The sequence below is a fragment of the Kutzneria chonburiensis genome, assembly GCF_028622115.1.
In the GTDB taxonomy this organism is placed as follows: Bacteria; Actinomycetota; Actinomycetes; order Mycobacteriales; family Pseudonocardiaceae; genus Kutzneria; species Kutzneria chonburiensis.
This window is the reverse complement of sequence record NZ_CP097263.1, coordinates 5261627-5283493: the sequence shown is the minus strand read 5'-3', so window position 1 is coordinate 5283493 and position 21867 is coordinate 5261627. Positions and strand designations below refer to the sequence as shown.

Here is a 21867-nt window from a genome sequence, read left to right as displayed (position 1 = left end):
ATCACTAGCCTTGGTGCGAACGGCTTAGCGAGGTGTCGGTCATGACCAATCCCGGGGGGATCCCGGCTCGCCCCACCGAGTGCGACCTGGTGATGCAGGGCGGGATCACCAGCGGCGTCGCCTACCCGGCGGCGGTTCTGGAGCTGTACAAGACATTCCGGTTCCGCTCGATCGGCGGGGCGTCCGCGGGCGCGATGGCGGCCGCGGTGACCGCCGCCGCCGAGTACGCCCGTGACAGCGGCGGTTTTGAGCGTTTGCAGGCCTTACGCCAGCAGCTCCAGGAGCCCGGCCTGATCGTCCGGCAGTTCCGGCCGACAAGGCAGGCCAAGCCGCTGTTCCGGATTCTGCTTGCGGCGCAGGCAAAGCGGACCACCGGCGCCAAGGCCGTCACGTATCTGTGGGGGCTGCTGCGCTGGCTGTTCCTGCCGCTGCTGCTGTCGGCGGCGGTCGCGTTCGGACTCGGCTGGCTGCTCGTGGCCAGCGCCGGCGGCACGCTCGGCGGCATCGGCTGGAGCGGCTGGGTCGTGTTCGTGGTCGGCACGGTGATCACCGGCGGACTCGGGCTCACCGTGGCACTGGTGTGGTCGGTGGTGCGCCTGGTGCGGGATCTGCCGAAGAACTACTACGGCATGTGCATCGGCCACAAGCAGCGGCCGCGTGATCCCGATGCGCTGGCCGACTGGCTGTACAAGCAGATCCAGATCGTCGCCGGCAAGGACGTCGCGGACCCGCTGACCTTCAGCGACCTCAAGGCCAAGGGCATCAACCTCCAGCTGATGACTACCGACGTCACCGGCGGGCGGCCGGTGCGGCTGCCCAACGAGGCGTACTCGGATGTCAACTACCTGTTCAGCCTGGACGAATGGCGCAAGCTGTTCCCGGCCGAGGTGCTTGATCACCTGGGGCGCACCAGTCCCGTGGTCTATCCCGGCGCCGGCGAACTCCGCGCGCTGCCGACCGACGACCTGCCCGTGCTGGTCGCGACCCGGATGAGCCTCACGTTTCCCGTGCTGCTCTCCGCCGTTCCACTGTGGACGGTGGATGGGTCGACCGTGGCCCGGCACTGGTTCGCCGACGGCGGCATCTCCAGCAACTTCCCCATCCAGTTCTTCGACGCGTGGCTGCCGACCCGGCCCACCTTCGGCCTCTACTTCGGACCGAAGGTGCCGTCATCGCAGAGCGACCAGCCGCCGGTCGACCCCGAGCGGGTCCCGACCTCGCCCGGGCTGCTCGGCTACCTCGGGGGCATTCTCGGCGCTGGGCTCAACTGGCACGACACCCTGCAGGCCCGGCTGCCCGGGTTCAACGACCGGGTGCGGGCCATCGACCTGACCGACGGCGAGGGCGGCTTCAACCTCACCATGCCGCCCGCGACCATCTCCGCCATCGACGCCAAGGGCGCGGATGCCGGCCGGTCGCTCGTCGACTTCGACTTCCGCAAGCACTGGGTCGAGCGCTACCTGATCGCCATGCGCATGCTCCAGCGCAACCTCGTCGCGCCGGACGACGGCCACATCAGCATGCGTGAGGCCTTCACCACCGAGTACCAGGAGTGGCTCGCCTCCGGCGGTGCGGCCGACGGTCACGCGGAGGCGTGGTCGGCCGAGGCCGCCGCCGCCACCGCCCAGCTCCTCGACGGCGCCGACGCGTGGCTGCGCTGCGGCGAGACCTTCGTCGACGGCGCCGACCCCAAGCCCTCCGTCGCCATGCGCATCACGCCGGACGTCTAAGCCACGTGAGTGGCTCATTTGGCTTCTATCGCCACCTGAGCCACTCACATGGGCTGGAAATGCCAAGTGAGCCACTCAGGTGGGCTGGAAAGCCCACCTGAGCCACTCACGTGGGCCTTGAAGCGCAAGTGAGCCACTCAGGTGAGCAGCTGGTCCCGCACGCGGTCCAGGTGGGTTGCCATCACGTGGGCCGCGCGCTCGCCGTCATGGGCCTCGATGGCCGCGATGATCGAGTCGTGGTCGTCCATGGACGCCTGCTCGTGCGAGAAGGCCACTTCCTGGGCGGCGCGGAGCAGGATCACGCGCTGTTGGGCCAGCCGCACCTGCTCGGTGATGAGTGGGGAGCGGGCGGCGTCCAATAGCGCGCCGTGGAAGGCCAGATCGAGCCGGTAGGGGAATTCGCCGGTGGTGAAGGCGGCCCGTGAAGCGGCGCTGACCTCGCGCATCCGGGCCAGGTCGGCGTCGGTGCGCCGCGCGGCGGCGAGGCGGGCGGTGGCGCACTCAAGGGCGGCGCGCAGCTCGAACAGGGCCCGCACCCCGTCGTTGTCGACCATGGGCACGTGCGCGCCGCGGTTGGGCGTCAGCACCAGCAGGCCTTCACTGGCCAGGTGCCGGATGGCCTCCCGCAGCGGCCCGCGGCTGATGCCGAGCCGCTGGGCCAGGCCCACCTCGTTCACCCGCTCGCCGGCCGCGATCTCCCCGGTCAGCACGAGCTCCCGCAGCACGCCCACGGTCTGCCCGGCCAGGCCGGTATGCACGAGGTCGACGCTCATGTGACGAACATCCGCCTTTACAACGTCCGCGAGCAAGTTGTTAACTGTCGACAGTTGGCAGGATCACGGAGTCGAGGGAGGCCGGTATGCACGAGCTCGTGGCTGAGGTGTGGCGAGGCGACTTCCTCGAATCGGTGCACCACGGATCGGTGGTCGCGGTGGACGGCGACGGCCACCCGGTCCTCGGCGTGGGCCAGCCGGACGCGCTGTGCTTCCCGCGCTCGTCCAACAAGCCGTTCCAGGCGCTGGCCATGGTCCGCAGCGGCCTGGCGCTCGACGGCGAGCTGCTGGCGCTGGCCTGCGCGAGCCACTCGGGCGAGCCCTTCCACATCGACGGCGTCCGTCGCATCCTGGCCGGTGCCGGCCTGACCGAGGACGCCCTGCAGTGCACCGCCGATCTGCCCCTCGGCGAGCAGGCGAAGACCGACCACCTCGCCGCGGGCGGCCACGCCGCCCCGATCTACATGAACTGCTCCGGCAAGCACGCGGCCATGCTCGCCACCTGCGTGGCCAACGGCTGGCCGACCGAGAACTACCTGGATGCCGACCACCCCCTCCAGCTGGCCGCCCGCGCCGCCCTGGAGGACCTGGCCGGCGAGACCGTCGGCGCAGTGGGAGTCGACGGTTGCGGGGCCCCGCTGTTCGCGATCACGCTGACCGGCCTGGCCCGCGCGTTCGGCCGGCTCGCCGCCGCCCCAGCCGGCACTCCTGAGCATCGCGTCGCCCGCGCGATGAGCCGGCACCCCGAGTGGGTCGGCGGCACCGGCCGTGACGTCACGGACCTGATGCGCGGCCTGCCCGGCGCGGTGGCCAAGGACGGCGCCGAAGGCGTCTACGGCATCGGCCTGCCGGACGGCTCGGCGGTGGCCGTGAAGATCGCCGACGGTTCCAACCGGGCCCGGCCCGTGGTGCTGGTCGAGGCGCTGCGCCGGCTCGGCGTGGACGTGACCGCGGTGGAGGGCCTGGCCGACGTCCCGGTGCTGGGGCACGGTCGGCGCGTCGGTGAGGTACGTCCCGCTTTCGTAATGGCCGTGGCCTGAGCACACGGGTTGGCAAATCCATAAACTTTCAGACATGGAACCCGTCGTCGGCACCACCCCCAAGGTCGTCAAGTCGGAGCAGGAGTGGCGGGCCCAGCTGAGCCCGCAGGAGTTCGCCGTGCTGCGCAAGGCCGGCACCGAGCGCCCGTTCGTCGGCGAGTACACCGACACCAAGACCGAAGGCGTCTACGAGTGCCGGGCCTGCGGGGCCGAGCTGTTCCGCAGCGACACCAAGTTCGACTCGCACTGCGGCTGGCCGTCGTTCTTCTCGCCGCTGGCCGGCGACAGCGTGATCCTGCGTGAGGACCGCGCGCTGGGCATGGTCCGCGTGGAGGTCCTCTGCGCCACCTGCCACAGCCACCTCGGCCACGTCTTCGAGGGCGAGGGCTACCCCACTCCGACCGACCAGCGGTATTGCATCAACAGTATTTCCCTGCGCCTCGTCCCCCAGACGGACGAAGCCTGAGCGACCCACCCTAAGGCTTCCTCAAGAGGCCTTGCCCGCGCTTTTCGACGCGCCCACGATATGCGCTACCCGGAGCCGGAAAACGGCGAAGGGACGACGACATCAACGCCGCCGGCACCTGGGGAGGAGCCGGCGGGACCGGGGGTGTCGCCGGGCGCCGCGACTGGCTGGGGGTCGGCCGTGGCGCCCGGTGACCTCGGTGTGGAGCGTGTTTCGCACGGCGAAACGCGTTGCGTCCATTGGGGTTGGATGACCCTACGGGGGTGGGGAAATGGGCCAGGAGCCGTGGGGACTGTCCGGAGAACAGTTCCTGCAAATCTATTGGATCGGTATCGTCTGCGCGTTGGCGCTGGCCGTGCTGATCAGAATTCTGCCGACATTTTTCGGCCGCGTTCATACCGGTGTATGGCGGCCGGCCGCGGTGGAGACCGGCTTTCTCGCCGCCGGCCCGGACCGCGCGGTCCAGGCCGCCGCGGCCGAACTGCTGGCAGCTGGCGCGCTGCGGGCCGACAGCTCCGGCACGGTCCGGGCCACCGGGCAGGCCGTGGCGCCGAGTCCGCTGGCCGCGCAGATCCTGGCTCGGGCTGCTGCCAGCCAGACGCTGCGGGCCATCACCAAGTACCTGCGCAGCCGGTCGACGCTGTGGGACATCGGCCACGAGTTGGCCGACCTCGGCCTGCTGGTGCCGGCGCACGTCGCGGCTCGCTTCCGCTACGCCTCGACGGTGCCGTTGCTGGCCGTGATGATCGTGGGCTGCGTGCGGTTCGCCAACGGCTTCGGCCTGCACCGGCCCGTCGCCTTCCTCGTGCTGTCCCTGCTGGCCACGATCGTGCTGCTGATCTGCACGCTGAACTTCCAGCGGAACCGGCAGCTGCGCACCCTCGCCGGCGGCCGGGCGCTGCGGGAGTTGCGTCGCGGCACCGTCCGTGACGCGGCTATGGCGGTCGCCCTGATCGGCGTCACCGCGTACCCGGACGCCCGGACCGCCGAGGCCCTCCAGAGGTCGATCGAGCCGCCGCGGCGGCGCTCGGGTGCGGGCGTCGGGGCCGCCGCGGCCGGTGGCTACTTCTGGGGCGGCGGGGGCGGCTGTAGCAGCGGCGGCGGTGGCGGGAGCAGCTGCGGTGGGGGCGGCGGCTGCGGTGGCGGCGGGGGTTGTGGCGGATGAAGTCCTTGCCACGGCTCGGAGTCGGCATCGGGTGGCGGCCGGAGATCGATCTGACCGTCGAGCGTCTGCCCGATGTCGACTTCGTCGAGGTGGTCGCCGAGAACCTCGGTCACGGCGACCTGCCCGAGTCGCTGCGACTGCTGCGGGAACGCGGCGTGCCGGTGCTGCCGCACGCCGTTTCCCTGTCGCTGGGCGGGGCCGAGCCGTTGGAGATGGCCCGGGTCGAGCACCTCGGGGCCGTGGCCTCGGCGTTGGAGGCCCCTCTGGTCAGCGACCATGTGTGTTTCGTGCGGGCCGGCGGTCTCGACGCCGGGCACCTGATGCCGGTGCCGCGTACGCGTGAGGCCCTGGATGTGTTGGTGGCCAACGTTCTCCAGGCGCAGCGGGCGCTGCCCGTGCCGTTGGCGCTGGAGAACGTGGCCGCGTTGATCGACTGGCCGGACGCCGAGATGACCGAGGGCCAGTTCCTGGCTTCGCTGGTCGAGCGGACCGACTGCCGGCTGCTGATCGACGTGGCCAATCTTCATGCCAACGCCCACAACATCGGCACCGACCCGGCCGAGTTCCTGGCCACGCTTCCGTTGGAGCGCTTGGCTTATGTGCACGTTGCCGGTGGCGTGGAGCGGGACGGGCTCTATCACGACACCCATGCCCATGCGATGCCCGGTGCCGTGCTCGACCTGCTGGGCGAGCTGTGCGCCCGGGTCGATCCGCCCGGCGTGTTGCTCGAACGGGACGACGACTATCCGTCCGACGAGGAGCTCGCCGCCGAGCTCGCGGCCATTCGCGCCGTGCTGACATGAGCCGCTCGGAGCTCGCCGCCCAGCAGGCTTCGTTGCTGCGCGCTCTGTTGGCCGATGGGCCTGCGCCTAGTGGTTTTGATTCCGGTCGGCTGCGTGCGCAGGCCGATGCCCTGTTGTCCAAGCGCCGTAGGGTTATTTGGCACCTGCGGCCCGACCTCGCCGACGCGCTTGGCGACCGGTTCGGGCCGTTGTTCGCCGAGTTTGCTTTGGGGCATCCCAAAACCGTCGAAGTGCGGATGCGGGATGACGCCGAACGCTTCCGGCTTTGGTTGGTAGCACAGGGACATCTCGCGCCGCCACGTCGTTCGTGGTGGCGTCGTTAGCCGAGTTTGCGGAGAGTCTCGTACAGCTTGTTGGTCAGCAGCTGTGGGCTGGCCGGGGTCGCCGTCGCCCAGCGTTGGCCGGACGTCGTCGTGGTCTGCGTGAGCCAGCGGCCTTCGGCCGTATCCCTTACGGTCAGCGGTGTTTCCACTTGGTGCAGCCGGCCGTCCGTGCCGCGGGCCGCCGCCCACAGTTGGCTGACTCCCAGCACCGGTTCTCCCAGCAACGCCTTCAGCGCCCGCACATCGTGCGCTTCGGTCATGGCTTGAAGCCGTTCCAGCCGCTTTCCTCCTGGGGTCGGGCTCCGGTGAAGTCGGCTTCGCACACGTTCATCGAGCGGCCGTGAGCCGCTGGCAGCGCCGGCAGTTGCGCCACCACCGCTTCGACCACTTCGTCCGTCCGGATCGGCGACAGCCAGGCCGTTTCGCCTTCACGAACCACCAGCGCGGCTTCTTTGGCGCCGGCCGCCGCCAGCACCCCCGTCGTCTTTCGTGGCGAGGTGATCCACCCGAACACCTCGTACTCCGGCCTGGTCAGCAGATGAAACGTCGCCCGCACCTCTTCCGGCACCCCACCGCCGGCCAGCAAGCCCCGTCCAGCCAGCTCTTCGAGCACGCTCCGGTCGGCCTCGTGCCGGCTGTCGTCGTCCATCCATTCCACAGTGGACACCAGCACCGCCGGCATCCGGTCGTGGCCTTCCCACCGCCAGAACGCCTTCAGCGCATCCATCGACAACTCGACGCGCTCTCTCAGCACAGCCGAACCCCCAGTCAGCTTTGTGTTGTCCGTCAGTCCAGGCCGATCACCGTCGGTGTGGTGCGGGGGAGTTCGCCGATGAGCTCGTCGGAGTAGTCGTCCTCCAGGTAGGCCGCCGACTTGTGCTCCTTGTCCTCCTCCTTGCGGCCTTGGGCCCCGCCGGGCATACCGCTCGCACCCTGTGCGCCAGGCGTGCCGGGCCGTGCTGCCGCCACCGTCGTACCGCCCGCGCCCGGCATTCCCGTGCTGGCACGGGCTCCCGGGCCGACCTTGCCCTCGGCCACGCCGCCACCTCGGGCCGTGCCGCCGCCTCCGGTGCCGGCCATGCCACCGCCACGCAGGCCTCTTGTCCCACCGGCCGCGCTGCCACTGCCGTCTGTGCCGTATCCGCCCACGCCTCCGCCGAAGGGCGCGCCTCCGCCCGGGAAACCGCCGTCAGCGCCGCCTCCCATTCCGGTGCCCGGCCCCGTGCCTGGACCGCCTGGACCGCCGCCCGTGGGCCAGCCGCCGCCGGTGCCCGGCGTCGACGGTCCACCCGGCCAGCCCTGGGTGCTCGTGGTCCCCGATCCCGTGCCCGTGTTCGGCAGGCTGCCCGTTCCCGGCCCCGGCGTTCCGACGCCGTTCGGCGTCCATTGCGACGAGCCCGGTCCGCCGCTGTAGTGCGACACCGGCGCGTTCGGTCCGCCCGTGCCTCCCGGCTCGTGCACCCCGCTCGGTCCCCCCGGCCCCGGCCCGTTCGGCCCCGGTTGCTGGGACGCCAGCGCCACATCCGAGCTCGACCCGCTCGGATCCCCGTACTCGTTCGGCATGTTCGCCCGGTTGTACGTGCTCGCGTTCGCGTAGTTCGAGTAGGCCGCCACGTTCGCGTTGGCCTTCTCCGACCAGTCCTGCACCTTGTTCAGGTAGCCGCCGCCCGTGAACAGGCTCACCCCGCTCGCGTCGCTCACCATGTCCCCGAACGACGCCGACGGCGGTTGGTTCGGCACGTCGTGCACGCTCGTCTTGGCCACCCCGAACGACTCCGTCTGCCGCCCCATCAGATCTTGATGCGTCGACAGCGCCTCCTGCCCATCCCGAAACGCCCGCAACAACGGCGCCGCCCCCGCCTGCGCCGCCTCGGAAGCATCCCCCGTCCAGGCGGAGCCCATCTTCATCACCAGCGCCATAGCCTGGCTCTCCCGCTCCTGATGAGAGGCCGCCAGCGAATTCGAGGCCTGCTTGGCCAACTGGAAACTGTCAGTGCCAGGCCCCTGAGTCAGGGCATTGTGGATATCGCCCGGTCCAAGTGTTCCCATCACGACCCCGCCTTCAGATTGGTCATGATCATGTCGGCGGCTTTCTTGTCGATCGTGCACGGATCGGACTGCGAAGAGGGGGCTCCAACGACGACGCCGACGGCGATCTGGAGCGTGTCGCTGACCCCGATGCCCAGGTTGCAACCGGCGTTCGTCCGAGCCTTCCGGTCGTCGTACTGGGAGTACAGCAGGGCCGGATATCCCTGAATCGGGTCAATGGGCTCGAAGTAGCCGCCGACTTTCTTGAGCGACTCGGCCTGAACATAGAGCGAGCTGAGGCCGCCCGTGCTGTTGGTGACGAAGCGGATGCCGATGCTCATGGGTGACGGGGTCGCTGATGTGTCCGCCCAATCGCAGGCGGGGCCGACGGCGGATTGACTGGATTTTCCGGTGGCGACAATACCGAGGGCGGAGATCTGTGCAGCGGTCAATGTGATGCAAGGTGTGGCTTGTGCGCGCGAAACGTCGAGTGGTTTCGCCACGTGGGGGGCACCGGACGGCAACTTGCCCTCGGCATTGACCCCGGTGGTCTGCGGCGCGGGCGTGCCACCGACCGATGGCGGCGTCGAGCAGGCCGTTGCGACCGCTATAAGCGCCGCAGCGACGAAGCCGATCTTCAAGGTGTGGTGACGCACTGGCAGTTCCTCACGCCTTCTTGAGATGGTCGGCACCGGTCTGGTCGGCTTCGACATGGCCGTCTCTCACGGCTGTCAGCTTGGTGATGTACTCGGTTACGAAGTCCTGCTGAGCCTTGTTGGCCTTCAGATAGGCGACACCGGATGCGTTCGCGGCATCGACAAAGGCCTTACCTGCCTGGTCGAGCGGACTGCCCGCCGCACTGACACTCGCCATCACGTGACCCGTCTCAACGTCCTTGCGCAGCTCGATGAGCAGGTCGTTCCACTGCTTGATGGCGTCGTTGAGCTGGTCCGCATCCATGGTGAACCTGCCACCCGATGGCGGCGGGCCGCCGAAGACGTGGGTGGCGAGGGCCTGGATGGCCTCGCTGCGCGTGAAGCCCCTGACCTCGTTCGGCGGCGTCTGCGCCTGCCCGGTTGCCTGGTCGCCCATGGCGTCTCGTGCCTCTTCCCCTCGTGCCCGCGGCACCCTGCGGAGTGGGTGGCGACGAAACGCCGGCCACCGGGTACTCCGACGCAAGTCACGGCCGGGTGGTTCCCCCGGGCGGTGACGCTGCGCCGTTCGATGGTAGCGGTCCGCACACGGGCGGGGAGGGGAAATCACCCTAGAAGGGACAGGCGTCCGTTGTCGATGACGGTGCCGGCGGAGGTGCTGGTGCGGAAGGCGACGGTGTCGCCGTCGAGCCAAGCGTCGACGAGGAGGGTGTCGCCGGGGAAGACGGGGGCGGTGAAGCGGCTGGAGATGCCGGTGACGCGATGGGCGTCGCCGTGGGCGAAAGCGCCGATGAGCAGACGGCAAGTGATGCCGAAGGTGCACAAGCCGTGCAGGATGGGCCGCGGTAGGCCGCCACGGGCGGCGAAAGAAGGGTCGCTGTGCAAGGGATTGCGATCACCGGACAGGCGGTAGATCAACGCCTGGTTCGAAGCGGTGGCGAACTCCAGACGGCGGTCGGCGGGGCGGGAAGGCATGGGAGCCCGGGAAGAAGGCCCGCGGGAGCCGCCGAAACCGCCCTCGCCGAGCAGGAAAGCCGAGGATACGGCGGAAAACAACGGGCCAGCGGCGTCGACGCGGCTGACGATCAACGCGCCGGAGCCCTTGTCGAAGATGTCGGTGACCTGGCGGCGGACCTCGATCGACCCGGAAACGGGGAAAGGCCGGTGCAGCACCAAAGACTGCTCGGCGTGCAGCACCCGGGTCAGGTCGACGTCGCCGAAGACCTGGGCGGGCTCGGTGAAATGGGTCAGTGCCAACGCCATCGTCGGCAAGGCCTGCTGCGCGACGCCGAACGAGTTCTCGGTGGCGAAGGCCAACTCGCCGGCCCCGACGCCGACGGCGTAACGCAAGGCGTCGTCGGAGGTCCACGACTTGCGCCACGGACCCTCGACGACGCCGAGGATGTCGAAGTCGATCACCCGAGGAAGCCGCCCACCCTGGCGTGCCCCTTGAGCAGGTTGCGCGCGATGGTCCGACGCTGGATCTCGTCGGTGCCCTCGTAGATGCGCAGCAGCCGCAGCTCCCGGTACCACCGCTCGACCGGCAGCTCCCGCGTGTACCCCATGCCGCCGTGGATCTGCAGCACCCGGTCGACGATCTCGTTGGCCTTCACGCCGCCGTACAGCTTGGCCATGGACTGCGCCTGCCGCGAGTCGACGCCCTGGTCGACCTGCCACGCGGCGTGCAGCACCAGCCAGCGCAGCGCCTCGATCTCCACCGCGGAGTCGGCGATCATCCACTGGATGGCCTGCCGCTCGGCGATGGGCTGGCCGAAGGTGACGCGGCTCTTGCTCTGCTCGATGGCCATCTCGACCAGCCGCTCGGTGGCCCCGATGGCCCGCGCCGGCAGCAGGTAGCGGCCCTGGCCGATCCACTGCATGGCCAGCCGGAAACCCTGCCCGACCTCGCCGAGGATGTTCTCCTCGGGCACCCGCACGTCCTCGAAGATCAGCGACGCCGGGCCCCACTCGCCCATGGTGTCGATGTACTCGGACTTCCAGCCCATGTCACGGTCGGCGAGGAAGCAGGTGACGCCGCCGTCGGCACCTTTGTCCTTGTCCGTCACGGCAAAGACCATCACGAAGTCGGCCTCGTTGCCGCCGGTGATGAACGTCTTCTCGCCGTTGATCACCCACTCGTTGCCGTCCTTGCGGGCGGTGGTGCGGATGTTGCGGGCGTCCGAGCCGGCGCCGGGCTCGGTGATCGCGAAGCACGACTTGCGGTCGCCGGCGATGGTCGGCACGAGGTAGCGGGCCTGCTGCTCCGCGTTGGCGTGGAACAGGATGTTGTCGGCCTTGCCGCCGAGGTAGAACGGCACGAAGGAGCGGCCGAGCTCGGCCTCGATCAGCGCGGCGGTGACGGCGTCGAGGCCCATGCCGCCGTGCTCCTGCGGCGTGAGCACGCCCCAGAAGCCGGCCTCCTTGGCCTTGAGCTGGAGGGCCCGCGACTCCTCCGCGGTGAACCCGCGCTGGCCGGCGCGCTCGCGCCGCAGCACCTCGGGTTCCAGCGGCATGACCTCCTTGCGCACGAAGGTGCGCACCCAGTCCCTGATCTCCCGCTGCTCGTCGCTGAGTGAGAAGTCCACCGCGCGTCCCTTCCCGACTAAACCGAACACTGTTAGTTTTAATGTACGCCGCAGGAGGTCGCCATGCCAAGACCGCACACCCCGATCCTCAGCCCGACCCGCATCCGCGCCACGGCGCTGGCGCTGGTCGACCGCGACGGCCTCGAGGCGCTGTCCATGCGCAAACTGGCGGCCGAGCTCGGCGTCCAGGCCGCGTCCCTGTACAGCCATGTGCCGACCAAGGACGACCTGCTCCACGACGTGGCCAACGAGATCATCGGCCGGGTCGACGTCAGCGGATTCGACGAGGGCTGGCGGCCGGGGGTGGTCCGCTGGGCCCGGTCCTACCGGGCCGCGCTGGCCGAGCACCCCAACATGGTCCCGTTCGTCGCCCGCGGTCCGGCCCGCCGCGACGCCTCCCTGCGCATGGCCGACGCCGTGCACGGCGGCCTGGTCGGCGCCGGCTGGCCGCCGCGGGAGGCGACCATGATCGGCGCGGCGGTGAAGTACATCGTGATCGGCGCGGCGACGAGCTCCTTCGCGGCCGGCTTCTCCGACGACGCCCAGCTGTACGTGGAGCGGTATCCGCACCTGAATCAGGCGCACCTGTTGCGGGAGCACGCCGAGGAAGTGGATGAGGACAGCTTCGAGCTGGCGCTGGAAGGGTTGCTGACCACATTGGACGCGAAGCATGAGGTGGTGTGACCCCCGCGAGTCACGCTCTCGGGCGCCGAGGCGAGTTCCGCCCTCGGGCAAGTAGTGCGGGTGCTGGCTGGGCGGGTGGGCCCGAGGACGGAACTCTCCTGCCCGAGAGCGTGACTCGCGTGGGCGGCATAGGGTGCTGGCGTGGCCGAGGCGATCGAGTTGCAGGTGGGGGAGCGCACCGTTCGGGTGTCGAGCCCGGGCAAGGTGTACTTCCCGGACCGGGGCATCACCAAGCGGCAGGTGGTGGAGTACTACCTCCAGGTCGCCGAGCCGCTGCTGCGGGCGGTGGGGGACCGGCCGACGACGCTGAAGCGGTACGTGGACGGGGTGACGGGGGAAGCGTTCTACGCCAAGCGGATCCCCAAAGGCGCGCCGGAGTGGGTGCAGACGGCGAAGATCACCTTCCCCTCGGGGCGCACGGCGGACGAGGTGTGCCCGACGGAGCCGGCGGTGCTGGCCTGGGCGGCGAACCTGGGCACGTTCGACTTCCACCCGTGGCCGGTGCGGCGCAGTGACGTCGACCGGCCGGACGAGCTGCGCATCGACCTGGATCCACAGCCGGGCACGGACTTCGCGGACGCGGTGGAGGTGGCGCTGACGCTGCGGGAGGTCCTCGACGAGCTGGGCATGACGGCCTTCCCGAAGACCTCGGGCGGGCGCGGGATCCACGTGCTCACCAGGATTCGGCCGGAGTGGGACTTCATCGACGTCCGGCACGCGGTGATCGCGCTGGGCCGCGAGGTGGAGCGCCGGCTGCCGGACAAGGCGACGACGGCCTGGTGGAAGGAAGAGCGGGGCGAGCGGGTCTTCCTGGACTACAACCAGGCGGCCCGCGACCGGACGATCGCCTCGGCCTGGTCGGTGCGAGGAACCCCGAGGGCCACCGTGTCGATGCCGCTGACCTGGGAGAAGCTGCCGACGGTCGACCCGAACGACTTCGACGTGCTGACGGCGCCGGGCTGGCTGGCCGAGCACGGTGACGCGCTCGAGGGCATCGACGACCAGGCGCACGGCATCGAACGCCTGCTGGACTGGTACGCGGCCGACGACCGCGGCGAGATGCCCTATCCGCCCGATTATCCGAAGATGGCCGGAGAACCGAAGCGGGTCCAGCCGAGCAAGGCCCGGCGCGACTGAATCGTCACGCCGCAATTCCATTGTGGACATCAATCCCGCGCGAAGGCGTATCATGTCCGGCTCGACTCTTGACAGTCGGGAACGGTGTCGTTCCGGCCGGTGACCTGCGGGGAAAATGTACTGAGACGTCAGTGTGATCGGTCTGACGCATCCCGGTGTCGGCCGTTTATCATGGAGCGAGCGGAAACCCCGAGGCGCCTGGAGGAGGGCCGGCCATGACGATTCCCTATGTGGCACGCTTCGTCGGCGGCCCGCTCGACGGCCGCGAGGAGATCTGGAGCAAGCCGCTCGACGAGCCGCGCCAGACCATCACCCACGTGCACCTGCACGACGGGCCCAAGATCGAGCACCACTACGACCTGCACCACAGCGACCAGTTCGGCTGGGAGTACCGCCTCCGAGAGTCGTAGGTGTAAGTTCGAACACGTGTGCTAATCTCTGCGTCGCCTTCCGGACGGAGCCGGTGAGGGGCGTCAGCCCCTACTGCTAGGTTGCCGAGCGGCAGCACATCGGGCCGACCTCGTCACGGTGTGTGCCACCCCGGTGCCCAGCCCTGCACGCATCGAGGAGAATTGAGATGGCGCAACCAGGCTCGCTGTCCGACGAGGACGTCGAGCACCTTCGTGACGAGCTGGTCAGGGGCCGCGAGCCCACCGTCTGGTTCACGGCCGACGCGGTCGGGGTCGAGGCGGGCCGCTCGGCCCGGGTCACCGCGCTCAACGACCCGGACGAGGGCGACTACATCCAGGTCCGACCGGCCGGTTCGCACGATGAGCTGTCCTTCTCGCCGAGCGAGCTGACGCTCGAACGGCCGGGACGCAAGCGTTCGCCACAGGTACCAGCGGTATCCCGTCCCTCCATGGAGCAGAGAATGTCGGAGATCGAGAACACCACCACCGAAGCGCCCGAGGAGGTCGCTGCGGGCGACACCGCCGTCGTGGAGGAGGCTCCCGCCGCCAAGAAGCCGCGGCCGGCCGCCAGCACCGCCAAGAAGACCCGCGTCGCCGACGTGGTCATCACCATCAGCGGCAGTGTCGACGGCGACTGGACCGTCGACGTGGTCGCGGCCAAGAAGAAGGCCCTGCGGGCGCTGCCGGTCACGCCGGCTCTCGTCGGCCAGGCCGCCAAGGCGCTGCACCCGGAGGTCGCCGAGTCCATCGAGGCGATCCTGGAGCAGGCCCGCGAGCAGCAGACGGCCAAGGTCGAGCAGCTGCGGGCCGAGCTGGAGGCGGCCCAGAAGGCGCTCGAGGAGCTGGCCGGCTGATTCGCCGGCAATAGCACAGAGTGGGGATTCCTTTCGGGGGGTCCCCACTCTTTTTCGGTCACGTATGGCGATCCGTGAATCGATCGGGCCCGCGTTCGGGTGAGCTCGGGGGTCGCTCACGTAGCGGTGTCCCCGGCCCGCCGCGCGGAAATACCGTCAACTCGGCTGGTCCGTTCGAATTCCGGGGAGGTCCTCATGGACGACAAGACGCCTGAGCTCGGTGGCTGCAGCTGCTGCGGAAGCTGCACGGGCCCCGGCTGCGGCTGCTGCTCCAGCTGCAGCTGACACCGCTACGGGTCGACGCCCGAGACACTTACGGCGGGCAGGCGGTGCCGTCCGTCGGAATCTGAGCGTCGACCAGGAAGTGCTGCACCGCGGCGGTGGCGCACGACGACTGCGTGAGCGCGCCGTGCCCACCGCCCTCCCAGCTGACCAGCACGCCCGAGGCGAGCTGACGGGCGGTGCGCTGCGTGCCGGCTTCCGGCGTGATCGGGTCGTCGGCCGTGCTCAGCACCAGGATCGGCGGCGCGTTGTGTCCGCCGGGCGCGGGCAGCTGCTGCGCCGGCACCGGCCATGAGCTGCACAGCAGCAGCTGCTGCGCGAACAGGCCGCCGAACAGCGGGGCCTTGGCCTTCCAGTCGGTCACCATGCCGCTGATCTGCTCCGGCGGCAGCCGCATCTGCATGTCGTTGCACCCGGTGATCAGCTGCGTGTCCAGCAGCGGCGGGTCGCCGTCCACGACGGTGGACAGCGGGGCCGCGAACTGGGCCAGCGCATCGACATTGCCTTGCAGCGCCGCATTGATCGCGTCGGCCAATGCCGCCCAGGCGGCCCGGTCGGCCAAGCCCATCAGCACGGCGTGCACGGCTTCGCCGACCGACAGCCGCGCGGTCTTCGGGTGCTGACGCAGCTGGTCGAGCAGCGCCAGCGTGGACTTCTTGGGGTCGGAGCCGAGCGAACAGCCACGGGTGCGGCAGTTGGCCGCGAACGCGTCGAACGTGGCCTCGGCACCCAGCGCGCCCGCCTGCGCCGCGCCGGGCGGGTCCAGAATCGGGTCCGGCGAGCCGTCCAGCACCAGCCGACCGGTGTGGCTGCCGAAGCGGTCGGCGTACAGGGTCAGCACGCGCGAGCCCTCGCCGTGCCCGACCGCGTTGAGCCGGTTCACGCCCAGCGCCTGGCGGAGCTGCTCCAGGTCGCCGGCGGTGCGCCAGCTGTCCAGCGCCTGCAGCCGGTCGTCCAGCTCCAGCACGCACGCCTGGCTGGCTTGCTTTGCCGCGGCCGACAGGTCGTCGAGCTGGGTGCTGTTCGGGTCGAATTCGGCGATCTCGGCCCGCGCCCCGCCGGGGATGCACTGGGCCGGCTCGGAGGCACCGGTGCCGCGGCGGTCCATGCCGATCACCGAGAACGTCTTGAGCAGCTCGGGCGGCAGCTTCGCGGCCAGCCGCGCCGCGTACAGCGTGCCCGGCGCGCCGGTGGCGTCGTTCACCACGACCAGCGGGATCGCGCCGTCGCCGGCCTTGAGCAGGGACAGCGAGACGTCGCCGACCCCGGGCTGGCCGGGGGCGTCGAGCGGGGTGGTGATCCGGCCGCACTGGAAGGACAGCGAGGTGGCGGTCTCGGCCAGCCGGGCCTTGGTCGCGCTCGTGCAGTCCGACCAGGACACGGACGGGTTCTGCGGCTTGTCCAGCGGCGGCAGCTGCCCGGTCGGCACGGGGGCGCTGCTGCCGGTGCTCTGCCCGCCGTCGTTGACGGCGATCACCGGGCGCACGGACGGGCCGACCGCGCAGGCGCTGGCCAGTATCAGGACGGGGACCAGCACGCCGAGCGACCGGCCAGGCTGGGAATGGCGCGGCACGCTGCTCCTCGCTCTCGTCTCGGTCGTAGGTCAGCCTCGCACGGCCCCGGTGAGGCTCCGGTGAGCGGGCCTGTCGGGGCCAGCACCTATTTTGTTGGGCATGGTCATGGTTTACGTGGACGGCACGTCGGGCCGGCTGCCTGGACGAGCACTGCCGCGCCGCAGTCTCAGTGCCGTTGCCGGCCGGATGCTGGGCTCGGTGCCGCCGACCGGGCTGCTGCTGGGCGGCATCATCAGCGTGCAGTTCGGCGCGACGCTGGCCAAGGGCCTGTTCCCGCTGGTCGGCCCGGCCGGCACGGCCGGGCTGCGGCTGCTGTTCGCGGCGGGCATGCTGCTGGCCTTCTGGCGGCCGCGGTTACGCATGTCCGGCCGGGCCTGGCTGGTGGTGCTGGCCTACGGGACCGTGCTCGGCCTGATGAACCTGTCGATCTACGAGTCGCTCCAGCGGCTGCCGCTGGGCATTGCCGTGACGATCGAGTTCCTCGGGCCGCTGGCCATCGCGCTGGCCGGTTCCCGCCGTCTGCTGGACGTGCTGTGGGCGCTGCTGGCCGCTGCCGGTGTGGTGCTGCTGGCCGACCTGGGCGGCGAGACCTCGCTGCTCGGCATCCTGTTCGCGCTGGCCGCCGCGCTCTGCTGGGCCGGCTACATCCTGCTCGGCGCCAAGCTCGGCGAGGCCACGGCCGGCGGCTCGGGCCTGGCCATCGCGATGGCCGTGGGCGCCCTGGTCATCGCCCCGTTCGGCGTGGCCGAGGCCGGCACGGCGCTGCTCGACCCGACGACCCTGGTGATCGGGGCCGGCGTCGCGCTGCTGTCCTCGGTGATCCCGTACTCGCTGGAGCTGGAGGCGCTGCGCAAGATCCCGCCGCGCCTGTTCGGCGTGCTGATGAGCGTCGAGCCGGCCGTGGCCGCGCTGGCCGGCATGCTGGTCCTGCACGAGAACCTCCGCCCGGTGCAGTGGGTGGCCATCATGTGCGTGGTCACGGCCTCGGCCGGTGCTACCTATCTCGCCGGTAAGAGGCGTTAGCGGGTTAGGGTCTTACGGCGCTAAGAGGTGATGTCCTTGCGGGCGAAGCGGCGCGCGGCCAGCAGCAGGAAAACCGTGCAGTAGGCCAGCGACGAGAACGAGCCGCGGACCATGTCGCCCCAGTCCACGTCGGCGCTGAGCAGGTCGGACCAGGCCGTGGCGTAGTGCGTGGGCAGGTAGTCGCGCAGGTCGCCGAGCGCGGTGATGGAGTCCAGGATCTGCGACACGATCGACACCAGCACCGCGCCGCCGACCGCGCCCAGCGGGGCGTCGGTGGACACCGACAGCAGCAGGGCCAGGCCGGCGATCCAGGTCAGGTAGACGATCAGGTAGGCCACGGCCAGGGCCAGTCGGACGATGCCGGTGGTGAAGGCCAGCGACTCGCCGGTGGTGCTGATCAGGTCGCCGTTGCCGTACCAGATCAGGCCGACGACCAGCGCCACCGCGGGCAGCACGATCAGCCCCAGCACCGACAGCAGTCCGGACACGACGGCCTTCTGCCGCAGCAGCCGGCCGCGTGGCACCGGGATGGCCAGCAGGTACTTCAGGCTCGACCAGGAGGCCTCGCTGGCCACGGTGTCGCCGAAGAACAGGGCGATCACCACCACCAGCAGGAAGCTGGCCGAGGCGAACAGGGCGAAGATCGCGAAGTTGAGGCCGCTGGAGGTGGCCAGGTCGACGAAGGCCGACGAGGCCGTCCGCGGGCCGTTCTGGGTGGGGGCGGCCTTGAACGCGATCAGCAGCAGGAACGGCAGCACCGCGAGGAAGACCAGCGCGAACTGGGTGCGGCGGCGGCGCAGCTGGCGACGCAGCTCCACGCCCAGCCGCAACGTCCGCGAGCCGCGATAGCCGGCGACGGATCCGTCCGTGGCCACCGCGGCGTGTTCGTGCTCGGCCACGGCGACCAGGTCGGCGATCGCCGACGGATCGGTGTGCACACCGTGCTCGTCGGTCATGACCCCTCCTGTTCGCCGCTCTCGACCAGCTTGAGGAACGCGTCCTCCAGCCGTCGCCGCGGCCCCGCCTGCTCGACCGCGATACCGGCCCGGACCAGCGCGTCCACCGCCGCCGAGCGGGCCGTGCTGCCCAGATCGGCGTGCACCAGCTGGCCCTCGGCGCTGACCGCGGACGTGCCGTTCAGGCCGCGCAGCACCCGGGCGGCGTCGGTGACCCGGTCGACCCGGAACGTCGCCTCGCCGCCACCGGCCACGATGTCGTCCACGTCGCCCGAGGCGACCAGCCGGCCGCGGTGCATCACGACGACGTGGCTGCAGGACTGCTCCACCTCGGACAGCAGGTGGCTGGAGACGACCACGGTCCGGCCGGTCGCCGCGTAGCGCTTGAGCACGTCCCGCATCTGGTGGATCTGGGGCGGGTCGAGCCCGTTGGTCGGCTCGTCGAGCACCAGCAGATCGGGCAGGCCGAGCATGGCCTGGGCGATGGCCAGCCGCTGCCGCATGCCCTGGCTGTACGTGCCGACACGGCGTCGCACGGCGTCGCCGAGGCCGGCGATCTCCAGGGCCTGCTCCAGGTGGGCCTCCTCGAGCGGACGCCCGGTCGCGGCCCAGTACAGGCTCAGGTTGGCCGTGCCGGACAGGTGCGGCAGGAAGCCCGCGCCCTCCACGAACGAGCCGATCCGGGACAGCACCGGCGCGCCCGCGCGCACCTTGTGGCCGAACACGCGGATCTCGCCGGCGGTCGGCCGGACCAGGCCCATCAGCATGCGCAGCGTGGTCGTCTTGCCGGCGCCGTTGGGCCCGAGCAGGCCCAGCACCTGGCCGTGCTCGACCCGGAACGACAGGTCCTTCACGGCGGTCAGCCGGCCCGGATAGGACTTGGTCAGGCCGGTGATCACCATCGGCACGTCGGCCAGCTCGGGGTCGAAGTCCCGGCCGCCGCGACGGCGCAGCAGCGACACCAGCGCCGCCACCAGGCCGAGGCCGAGGATCACCGCGATGCCGATCACCGGGCCGGCCGGGATGCCGCTGCCGGTGGCGCTGGTGCCGTCGACCACCGGCACCTGGAGCGGGCCGGCCAGCGCGACCGTGCGCACCGACGGCGTGGTCTGGTTGGCGTACGCCTGATCGGTCGTGGTGACGACCAGCTGCAACCGGTGCCCGGCGGCGACCGGCCGCACGATGCCGGCCAGGCTGACGTTCACGTCGACCGATGGGCGATCGGCCGGCAGCTGCACCCGGATCGGGGCGACCGTGGCCCCGGGCAGCGTGCGCCGGCCGTCCGCGCCGACGTCGTAGAGCTTGGCGAACAGCACCGTGTCGCCGGAGTCGGTGGCGCCGGGCACCCGGCCGATACGCAACGTCGTCAGGGCCGAGCCGGCGATGGTCAGCGGCGAGCTCAGCGGCTCGCTGGTGAACACGGCCGACTGCCCGGGCAGGTCGATGGCCAGATTGCCGGCCAGGCTGGACGCCGAGCCGCCGAGCAGCGCGCTGCCGACGCCGGGCAGGCTGCTCACCGACGCCGGGCTGCCGCCGGGCGGGGTGATCACCGGCTGCTGCGGGCCGGCCAGCGTGATCTTCTGCCGGGCCGTCGGGTTGTCGCGCAGGCCGGGATAGGCCGGTGCGGCGATGGTCCGCAGGGTCGGCGCGCCGCGGGCCCGGACCGTCCCCTGCACGTCGTACGAGAAGCCGGTGCCGGGATCGGGCGTGTTGTGCTTGAGGTAGAAGGAAAACCAGTCGGCGACCTCGGCCCGCACGCTGTCGCCGGGCGCGCCGCCGTCATGGCCGCCCGGATACCAGGAGACCTTCACCGGCACGTTGTTCCTGGCCAGCTGCCGGGCCGTCGCGTCGGCCTGGTCCAGCCCGAACAGCGTGTCCTGCTCGCCCTGCACCAGCAGCGTCGGCGCGGCGATGCCGCCGGCCACGCTGACCGGGGAGTTGCGCCGCAACAGGTCCACGGTGGCCTGGTCGGCCCGGCCCGTCGTGGCGACCTGCGTGTAGGCCGCGCACACGTCCGGCGCGAAGCGTCCGCACGAACTCGGTGCGCCAGTGCGGATACCGCTCAGCGCCGAGCCGAAGAGGTTGCCGGCCCACGTCTTCTTGAACACGCCGTTGCCGTCGCCAACCCCGGCCGCCGGCGTCGCGCCGTCGATCGCCACCGGGCTGGCCGCGTTGGGCAGCAAGGCGTTCGACAGGTCGTTGTACGTGATCAGGGATGCGACGGCGTCGATCCGCTTGTTCTTGTCGAGGCCGGCCAACATCAGTGCCAGCGCGCCGCCGTAGGAGCCGCCCATCACGCCGACCCGCGGGTCGTCCTGCTTGTCCTGCTGCACCTCCGGCTGCCGGGACAGCCAGCTGACCAGCTGGTCGGCGTCCTGCACCTCGTAGTCCGGCGAGTTCAGCTCGATCTGGCCGGTGCTGCGGCCGAAGCCACGGGCCGAGTAGGCCAGCACCGCGAAACCGTGCCGGGCCAGGTCGGTCGCGTCGTCGGCCAGATCGGCCTTGGTCTGGCCGAAGCCGGGCGACACGATCACCGACGGCGCCGGCGTCGTCTCCGGCACGTAGAAGGTGGCGTCGAGCTGGATGGGCTGCTTGGCGCCGTCCGGGCCGTCGACCACGTCGATCAGCACGTCACGGGTGCTGACCGCGGGCGGCGGCGCGGACCGGTTGACCCACAGCACGCCCGCCACCGCGAGCAGCAACAGGACGACGAGCCCCACCGTGGGCCATGTGCGGCTGGTCAAAACTCTCCCCGGGCGTCAAGCACCTCGCTGACGTGTTCGACCATCGGCGGGTCGTCGAAGAACTCGCTGACCGCGTTGCGCCAGTTGACGAGGTGCTCGGAGTAGTAGAACTGCTGGGTGTGCGACTCGAGCGAGTCCCACTCGGTGATCACCAGGTACCGGCACGGATCCTCGACGCTGCGGGTCAGCTTGGCCGACCGGCAGCCGGGACTGGTCAGGATGTGCTCGATCGCGCCGCGCGAGGCGGCGACGAAGGCATCCCCGAACCCGGCCCGCACGCGGATCTCGGCGATCGTGAGGATCACGAAGTGAATCGTTGCACGCCGTCCCCATCTCGTGGTCACGGGTTGTGTCGAAACCCGGTGTGTCCCGCTCAGCGTCATGGCGAATGTGTGAATCGGCTTCGGGCATTCGGTGTGACGCTCGACGGGACTCGCGGGGGTTGGCTGCACTGGGTGATGTTGGACCCCCTGCTGGCTTCTCACCGTGGTCATCTGGGACAATGAGTGACGTTGGAGGGGAGTATTCCTTCGCGGCGGCGTCGTCAGCACGGTGTTCAAGGGCGAGCACCCGGTTCCGCCGGTCGGCACGGCAGTGTCGACGGAAGAGACCTCCGGTCGGTGGCGCATGCCCTTGG

Annotated in this window: 21 protein-coding genes and 1 pseudogene; 11 read left to right on the top strand and 11 right to left on the bottom strand. The window is 70.5% G+C overall.

The genetic code is table 11. The annotated features are described in order from the left end of the window. Positions 1–41 precede the first annotated feature (41 nt). Positions 42–1730, top strand: coding sequence for a patatin-like phospholipase domain-containing protein (locus tag M3Q35_RS23805; protein WP_273934486.1), 1689 nt, complete (start codon positions 42–44; stop codon positions 1728–1730). Positions 1731–1867: 137 nt separating this feature from the next. On the opposite strand, the gene M3Q35_RS23800 is transcribed toward M3Q35_RS23805, so the two are convergent. After that, complete coding sequence (locus tag M3Q35_RS23800) at positions 1868–2503, bottom strand: GntR family transcriptional regulator (RefSeq protein WP_273934484.1); 636 nt, start codon at positions 2501–2503, stop codon at positions 1868–1870. An 86-nt stretch (positions 2504–2589) separates the two neighbouring features. Here M3Q35_RS23800 and M3Q35_RS23795 point away from each other — a divergent pair, with 86 nt between their 5' ends. The 5 genes from M3Q35_RS23795 to M3Q35_RS23775 all read left to right on the top strand — a co-directional run bounded on the left by M3Q35_RS23795 (position 2590) and on the right by M3Q35_RS23775 (position 6300). Beyond that, a complete protein-coding gene (locus M3Q35_RS23795; protein ID WP_273934482.1) occupies positions 2590–3543 on the top strand; it encodes an asparaginase in 954 nt (317 codons plus the stop codon). 34 nt (positions 3544–3577) lie between these two features. Beyond that, positions 3578–4009, top strand: a complete 432-nt coding sequence (gene msrB / locus M3Q35_RS23790; protein WP_273934480.1) for a peptide-methionine (R)-S-oxide reductase MsrB — start codon at positions 3578–3580, stop codon at positions 4007–4009. Between the two features lie 271 nt (positions 4010–4280). Then, positions 4281–5174: a TIGR04222 domain-containing membrane protein gene (locus tag M3Q35_RS23785; protein WP_273934478.1), complete on the top strand. Its 894-nt coding sequence runs from the start codon at positions 4281–4283 to the stop codon at positions 5172–5174. Next, positions 5171–5977 (top strand): MbnB/TglH/ChrH family RiPP precursor modification enzyme, encoded by an 807-nt coding sequence (locus tag M3Q35_RS23780; RefSeq protein WP_273934476.1) that lies wholly within the window; start codon positions 5171–5173, stop codon positions 5975–5977. Before M3Q35_RS23785 ends, M3Q35_RS23780 begins: the two co-directional genes overlap by 4 nt. After that, entirely contained in the window at positions 5974–6300 is a 327-nt protein-coding gene (locus M3Q35_RS23775) for an SCO6045 C-terminal-like domain-containing protein (RefSeq protein WP_273934474.1), read from the top strand. Before M3Q35_RS23780 ends, M3Q35_RS23775 begins: the two co-directional genes overlap by 4 nt. Here the strand turns inward: M3Q35_RS23775 and M3Q35_RS23770 are convergent. From M3Q35_RS23770 to M3Q35_RS23745, 6 genes and pseudogenes are all read right to left on the bottom strand, one after another. Beyond that, a pseudogene (locus M3Q35_RS23770) lies at positions 6297–6982 on the bottom strand (ESX secretion-associated protein EspG). The gene M3Q35_RS23775 and the pseudogene M3Q35_RS23770 overlap by 4 nt on opposite strands. Positions 6983–7086: 104 nt before the next feature. After that, positions 7087–8280: a hypothetical protein gene (locus M3Q35_RS23765; RefSeq protein WP_273934472.1), complete on the bottom strand. Its 1194-nt coding sequence runs from the start codon at positions 8278–8280 to the stop codon at positions 7087–7089. A gap of 68 nt (positions 8281–8348) precedes the next feature. Further along, a complete protein-coding gene (locus M3Q35_RS23760; RefSeq protein WP_273934470.1) occupies positions 8349–8984 on the bottom strand; it encodes a DUF3558 domain-containing protein in 636 nt (211 codons plus the stop codon). A gap of 10 nt (positions 8985–8994) precedes the next feature. Then, entirely contained in the window at positions 8995–9420 is a 426-nt protein-coding gene (locus tag M3Q35_RS23755) for a hypothetical protein (protein ID WP_273934469.1), read from the bottom strand. 167 nt (positions 9421–9587) lie between these two features. Further along, positions 9588–10400, bottom strand: a complete 813-nt coding sequence (locus M3Q35_RS23750) for a MaoC family dehydratase (protein WP_273934467.1) — start codon at positions 10398–10400, stop codon at positions 9588–9590. Continuing rightward, positions 10397–11566, bottom strand: a complete 1170-nt coding sequence (locus M3Q35_RS23745; protein ID WP_273934465.1) for an acyl-CoA dehydrogenase family protein — start codon at positions 11564–11566, stop codon at positions 10397–10399. The genes M3Q35_RS23750 and M3Q35_RS23745 overlap by 4 nt, the downstream gene beginning before the upstream one ends. 63 nt (positions 11567–11629) lie before the next feature. Here M3Q35_RS23745 and M3Q35_RS23740 point away from each other — a divergent pair, with 63 nt between their 5' ends. From M3Q35_RS23740 to M3Q35_RS23725, 4 genes are all read left to right on the top strand, one after another. Further along, a complete protein-coding gene (locus M3Q35_RS23740; RefSeq protein ID WP_273934463.1) occupies positions 11630–12250 on the top strand; it encodes a TetR/AcrR family transcriptional regulator in 621 nt (206 codons plus the stop codon). Positions 12251–12391: 141 nt separating this feature from the next. After that, positions 12392–13387: a non-homologous end-joining DNA ligase gene (gene ligD, locus M3Q35_RS23735; protein ID WP_273934461.1), complete on the top strand. Its 996-nt coding sequence runs from the start codon at positions 12392–12394 to the stop codon at positions 13385–13387. A gap of 215 nt (positions 13388–13602) precedes the next feature. Beyond that, positions 13603–13797, top strand: a complete 195-nt coding sequence (locus M3Q35_RS23730) for a hypothetical protein (protein WP_273934459.1) — start codon at positions 13603–13605, stop codon at positions 13795–13797. A gap of 167 nt (positions 13798–13964) precedes the next feature. Continuing rightward, positions 13965–14651 carry a DUF6319 family protein gene (locus M3Q35_RS23725; protein WP_273934457.1) on the top strand — a complete coding sequence of 229 codons (687 nt, stop codon included), beginning with the start codon at positions 13965–13967 and terminating at the stop codon, positions 14649–14651. A gap of 313 nt (positions 14652–14964) precedes the next feature. On the opposite strand, the gene M3Q35_RS23720 is transcribed toward M3Q35_RS23725, so the two are convergent. Then, positions 14965–16506, bottom strand: a complete 1542-nt coding sequence (locus M3Q35_RS23720) for an alpha/beta hydrolase (protein ID WP_273934455.1) — start codon at positions 16504–16506, stop codon at positions 14965–14967. Between the two features lie 100 nt (positions 16507–16606). Here M3Q35_RS23720 and M3Q35_RS23715 point away from each other — a divergent pair, with 100 nt between their 5' ends. Next, positions 16607–17530, top strand: a complete 924-nt coding sequence (locus tag M3Q35_RS23715) for an EamA family transporter (RefSeq protein WP_273934453.1) — start codon at positions 16607–16609, stop codon at positions 17528–17530. A 20-nt stretch (positions 17531–17550) separates the two neighbouring features. Here the strand turns inward: M3Q35_RS23715 and M3Q35_RS23710 are convergent, their stop codons facing one another. From M3Q35_RS23710 to M3Q35_RS23700, 3 genes are read right to left on the bottom strand one after another with little or no spacing between them, the layout of a single operon-like run. After that, positions 17551–18486: an ABC transporter permease gene (locus M3Q35_RS23710; protein WP_273934451.1), complete on the bottom strand. Its 936-nt coding sequence runs from the start codon at positions 18484–18486 to the stop codon at positions 17551–17553. Next, positions 18483–21206: an alpha/beta fold hydrolase gene (locus M3Q35_RS23705; RefSeq protein ID WP_273934449.1), complete on the bottom strand. Its 2724-nt coding sequence runs from the start codon at positions 21204–21206 to the stop codon at positions 18483–18485. Before M3Q35_RS23705 ends, M3Q35_RS23710 begins: the two co-directional genes overlap by 4 nt. Before the next feature lie 20 nt (positions 21207–21226). Then, positions 21227–21535: an antibiotic biosynthesis monooxygenase family protein gene (locus tag M3Q35_RS23700; protein ID WP_273934447.1), complete on the bottom strand. Its 309-nt coding sequence runs from the start codon at positions 21533–21535 to the stop codon at positions 21227–21229. Between the last annotated feature and the right edge of the window lie 332 nt (positions 21536–21867).